Below are 4074 nucleotides of genomic sequence, written 5' to 3'. Positions count from 1 at the left end.
AAACAAGCGGAAAGCCCGATAAGTAAAGGCTTTCCGCTTATTGCTTTTATAGAGAAAAGTCTTGAAAATAATTGAAAGTAAGTTCTGAATTCAGAAAGTAGTTAATAAAAAGGGACTAAAAAGGAACTAATTATGGCAACATTAAAAGCAGTAATAAAAAATGGAAACAGGAGGAAAGATGGTACGTGGAATATAGTTATCCGCTTGACGCATAACTCTACTAAGCGTTTTATTCCTACGTCTATGTATGTTTCTAAGAAAGACATCACATCTTCCTTTAAGATAAAAAATGCACAGATACTTGAAAAGTGCGACATGTTGATAGCGGAATATAGGAAACGACTAAATGAACTTGATTTAGAGTTGAATGATTTTCCCATTGATGCTATTGTAAAACAGCTCAAAAGAAAAGAAAGCGGAGAAGATGTGTCGTTTACAGATTTTGTGAATCTATGGCTTAAGAAGAACGCAGATAAAAAAGGATTGAGAAACTACAAGACTTCTGTTAATTCGTTTAAGCGGTTTATAGGACATGAAAACATATCGTGCAAGGAATTGAACGTAAAGACGCTAAAGTCCTTTGAAACGTCTTTAAAAGATCGCCCACGTGCGCAATCATTATATATCAATAGCCTGAAAACGTTGTTTGCAGCTGCAAAAGAATACTACAACGATGAGGATAATGGTATTATTATTGTTAAGCATTCGTTGGAAAGGTATAAAACAGTACCACAAAATATAGCGAGGAAACGTGCATTAACCGTTGACGAGATGCGATCTATCTTTTCACTACCTTATGATAACGTAAAGGTACGTGGGTATTCGAGCAGACATGACCTTGCGCTCGATTGCTTCAAATTATCGTTCTGTCTTTTGGGAATGAACTCTGCTGATTTGTTTAACGCAAAAGATTTCGATGGGAAAACAATTACTTATAATCGCACAAAGACAAAGGACAGAAGAAACGACAATGCGATTATGCAGGTTGATGTGCATCCAATAATAGCACCATTAGTTGAAAAATACCGTGATAAGGAAAGAGTTTTCAATTTCCATGAAAGATTTTCAAGCATGGCAAGTCTTAATCGCAATATCAATATTGGCTTGAAAGAAGTAGGAAAGGAAGTTGGGATAGACAATCTCCAATTCTATGCAGCACGACATTCTATGGCGACCATTGCAGTTAATGATGTGGGAATAAGTAAGTACGTTGTTAACGACATGCTGAACCATACTGACCAAGCATTGAGAGTTACAGAGCTTTATATAAAAAAGGATTTTAAGGCTATCAATGAAGCAAACAGGAAATTGTTGGAGTATGCGTTTGGCAAAAACGTGTAACAAGCACCTTTTTAGATAAATAGCTTACACGAACATCCTATACTTTTCCTTATATTTGTGTATTCTTTCAAATCACAAATATCAATGGAAAAGGTTATAGATACCATTAGAAACATCAAAACGGCTCGTATAGAACTGCAAAAGGCTATTCGTAACGACAAATTGGCAACTTCTCCACAGGTGACGGATTTATCTTTTATTGAAAAAATTTATAATGCCTTTCTGGAAGATAAGGGAGAGTATATTACAGTAAATGACCGCAAGGTGTTCATCTTTGTGGTGATCTATTTATATGCGCCACAAAAACTATTTGGAGGTAAAATGCCACATGGAATGCGCAGGGCTATTGCAAACGTCGCTGGGATAACTTGTGCAAGCTTCATTTCTTCAACTTGCGCTGAATTGCTAATCCTATATACAACTTATGACGATTTTCAACAAGAAGTTGATAGGCTTTTGAATAAGGTTTACTCTATCATTTAATGATTTTTGTCATATCTTTTCACATACTTTAAAATTGTAAGCGAAACAGAAAACGAAACAAAAAGTGAAACAAAAGTCATGTGATATAAAATAATGTATATCAACATATTGAAAGAAAACTTTTAACACATCCGAAACAAAATCCGAAACAAGAAGTGAAACAAGATTTTAATGATACCGTGTAAAATAAATTCTAAAATTTATTAGGAGTTAACATTGCTAACTATCCTTGCCAGTTTGCTGATATCATAGCTGGTCATCATATTGTGAAGCCTATTAATGTAACTATCCTATTGGTTTTGATATGTCTATGCGCAATCCGAGAGAGTTGACAAGGCGAAAGAACAATCCTACTCCAGGCTCAATCAATCCGTTTTCTATTTTAGATATGTATGACTTGGTCGTTCCTGCTTTTTCCGCCAATTCGGTTTGCGTCATTTTTGCTTCCTTTCGCGCTTGTAAAAGGATTTGCGAGGCATAAAAAGCCTTTGCCTCATTTTCAAACTGTACACGTTGCGGTGTACCCTCCTTGCCGTATTTTGCATCCAGCACGAGGTCGTAGTCTTCAATCTTGTGGCTGTTTGTCTTCATAATAAGCCTCCTTTATTTTTAGTGCCTTTTCTATTTCTTGTCTGGGTGTTTTCTGTGTCTTTTTGTGAAAGCCATTGAACAGCACCACGATTTGTCCGTTGTCAAAAATGAAGAACACACGGTAGATATTGCTCTCGTATTCAATTCGCAATTCAAACAATCCATCTCGGATTGCTTTGACAAACTTTGACGAAAGTCTTTCCTGTGTTTTCAGTAGCTGTAAGGCGTAGTCTATCTTTCGCTGCACTTTCTCATCCAGCGTCTGCATGAATGCCTGAAAATAGCCACCGTATGTTCTTATTCGTCTCATACTGCAAAAGTAATAAAAGTTTCTATATATAACAACTTTTATGCTGTTTTTTTTGCTTGTATTCAAATTGTTAGTCTCCGAAATCAAGAAATAAATCCATGTCTTTTGTCGGATATGCTTTGTTAAGGTTTACTATGAATCTGTACCAATCATAATTTGACACGACAGCAATGGCATGGACGGCCTCTAAATGTTGTTTCAGTCTTGGAAGTCCTACATCCCGTGTGAGATTTTGATGATGTTTGTGTCCACGATTGCCGTTAATGTTCTTTGGATTAAGCCTGTCAAGAGCCTGTGGAAGGACAGGTGCGAGGCGGCTGTACACGATGTCGTTTATCCATTTTCCAACGATACCTGGTCGCTTAGTAGTGCGTTCCCAGTTCCAATGACGCATTTTGTACAAGTCTTCAAAGAATTGGTCTGGGAACGTCTTTATCCATTTGGCTGCTTCTTCTTGTAAAAATTGTCTTAAGTAATCTTGCAGTAGTTCTGTACCTTTGATGCGTTCCTTGTCATAACCAGTGGCTTCATCAACAAGCGCAATGATGCCAGTCTTTGCAACAGCCCTGATAATTATATTGGCGTGCTTTATGAATATTGGGTTTATTCCAAGATTCTCCTCGCCGGCTTTAATTATTGCATCGCACAGGTCGATGAGTAGTGTCGCTTCATATCCGTAAGTAGCTGATTGTGAGCCGCCTGCTCCTATTCTCTCAAATTTTATCGGATTTGTAAGTCTGTCGAAAGCAGTGGCTTCTCCGGCTTTAATTTCTTGTAGCATGGATTTCATGTAGTCAGTTTTGACAAATGATGACAACCAAGTTCCGCTATTGGATTTAGAACCGAGGGCTTTCTGGATTCCACGTCCAGAGAATACGCGTAAGCCGTTATCAAGCACATAGCAAGGAAGTTCTAAATCTCCAATTCTCAATGGTGTTTTGTCGGAGCCGAACTTTGCTTTTAGCAATGTTTCTTTCACAGTGATTTCTCTAATATCCATATTCAGTGCGTCAGCGATGGATTTTAATGTGTTTTCAGAGGTCGTTCCCTTGTTGATAAGGTTGCTCATGCCCACTTCGGTCATGCCGATTTTGTGTGCCAATTCCTTTTGCGTGATACCTAATGACGAAATGATTTCTTTAAGTTTGTGCTTCATTGATGTGAAAGTTTAATAAATATCTGCAAATATAAATATTATGATTTAATTCTGCAAATAAAATAAACTTATTTTACGTTGCCCACAGCACGGCCTTATTTCTCCTCCTGTTTTAACTTCCCGACAATTTTTTCCAGCTCAACCCTGCCTTTTCTTTAATTGTGGCGAATTCGCCATAATTAAAATTTGGATT

General features: G+C 37.3%; 5 protein-coding genes. 2 read left to right on the top strand and 3 right to left on the bottom strand.

The genetic code is table 11. The features are described 5' to 3' along the window. The first annotated feature begins 132 nt into the window (after positions 1 to 132). Both HMPREF0650_RS07690 and HMPREF0650_RS07685 read left to right on the top strand, forming a co-directional pair. Positions 133 to 1341 (top strand): tyrosine-type recombinase/integrase, encoded by a 1209-nt coding sequence (locus HMPREF0650_RS07690; RefSeq protein ID WP_040562871.1) that lies wholly within the window; start codon positions 133 to 135, stop codon positions 1339 to 1341. Positions 1342 to 1425: 84 nt separating this feature from the next. Then, the gene (locus tag HMPREF0650_RS07685; RefSeq protein WP_004349762.1) at positions 1426 to 1824 is read left to right on the top strand and encodes a hypothetical protein; all 399 of its coding nucleotides are present in this window, start codon (positions 1426 to 1428) and stop codon (positions 1822 to 1824) included. Between the two features lie 285 nt (positions 1825 to 2109). On the opposite strand, the gene HMPREF0650_RS07680 is transcribed toward HMPREF0650_RS07685, so the two are convergent. The 3 genes from HMPREF0650_RS07680 to HMPREF0650_RS07670 all read right to left on the bottom strand — a co-directional run bounded on the left by HMPREF0650_RS07680 (position 2110) and on the right by HMPREF0650_RS07670 (position 3881). After that, positions 2110 to 2415 (bottom strand): helix-turn-helix domain-containing protein, encoded by a 306-nt coding sequence (locus HMPREF0650_RS07680; protein WP_004349761.1) that lies wholly within the window; start codon positions 2413 to 2415, stop codon positions 2110 to 2112. After that, the gene (locus HMPREF0650_RS07675; RefSeq protein WP_004349760.1) at positions 2390 to 2725 is read right to left on the bottom strand and encodes a type II toxin-antitoxin system RelE/ParE family toxin; all 336 of its coding nucleotides are present in this window, start codon (positions 2723 to 2725) and stop codon (positions 2390 to 2392) included. The genes HMPREF0650_RS07680 and HMPREF0650_RS07675 overlap by 26 nt, the downstream gene beginning before the upstream one ends. A 70-nt stretch (positions 2726 to 2795) precedes the next feature. Beyond that, a complete protein-coding gene (locus tag HMPREF0650_RS07670; protein ID WP_004349759.1) occupies positions 2796 to 3881 on the bottom strand; it encodes a P63C domain-containing protein in 1086 nt (361 codons plus the stop codon). Positions 3882 to 4074: the final 193 nt, after the last annotated feature.

The sequence above is a fragment of the Hoylesella buccalis ATCC 35310 genome (assembly GCF_000177075.1).
Classification (GTDB): domain Bacteria; phylum Bacteroidota; class Bacteroidia; order Bacteroidales; family Bacteroidaceae; genus Prevotella; species Prevotella buccalis.
The sequence above is the reverse complement of the archived record's forward strand: the minus strand, read 5'-3'. Positions and strand labels throughout refer to the sequence as shown.

What these genes read in the sequence shown, in the direction of transcription:
- HMPREF0650_RS07690 (WP_040562871.1), top strand. Translation starts at nt 133, where the DNA reads ATGGCAACATTAAAAGCAGTAATAAAAAATGGAAACAGGAGGAAAGAT.
- HMPREF0650_RS07685 (WP_004349762.1), top strand. Translation starts at nt 1,426, where the DNA reads ATGGAAAAGGTTATAGATACCATTAGAAACATCAAAACGGCTCGTATA.
- HMPREF0650_RS07680 (WP_004349761.1), bottom strand. Translation starts at nt 2,415, where the DNA reads ATGAAGACAAACAGCCACAAGATTGAAGACTACGACCTCGTGCTGGAT.
- HMPREF0650_RS07675 (WP_004349760.1), bottom strand. Translation starts at nt 2,725, where the DNA reads ATGAGACGAATAAGAACATACGGTGGCTATTTTCAGGCATTCATGCAG.
- HMPREF0650_RS07670 (WP_004349759.1), bottom strand. Translation starts at nt 3,881, where the DNA reads ATGAAGCACAAACTTAAAGAAATCATTTCGTCATTAGGTATCACGCAA.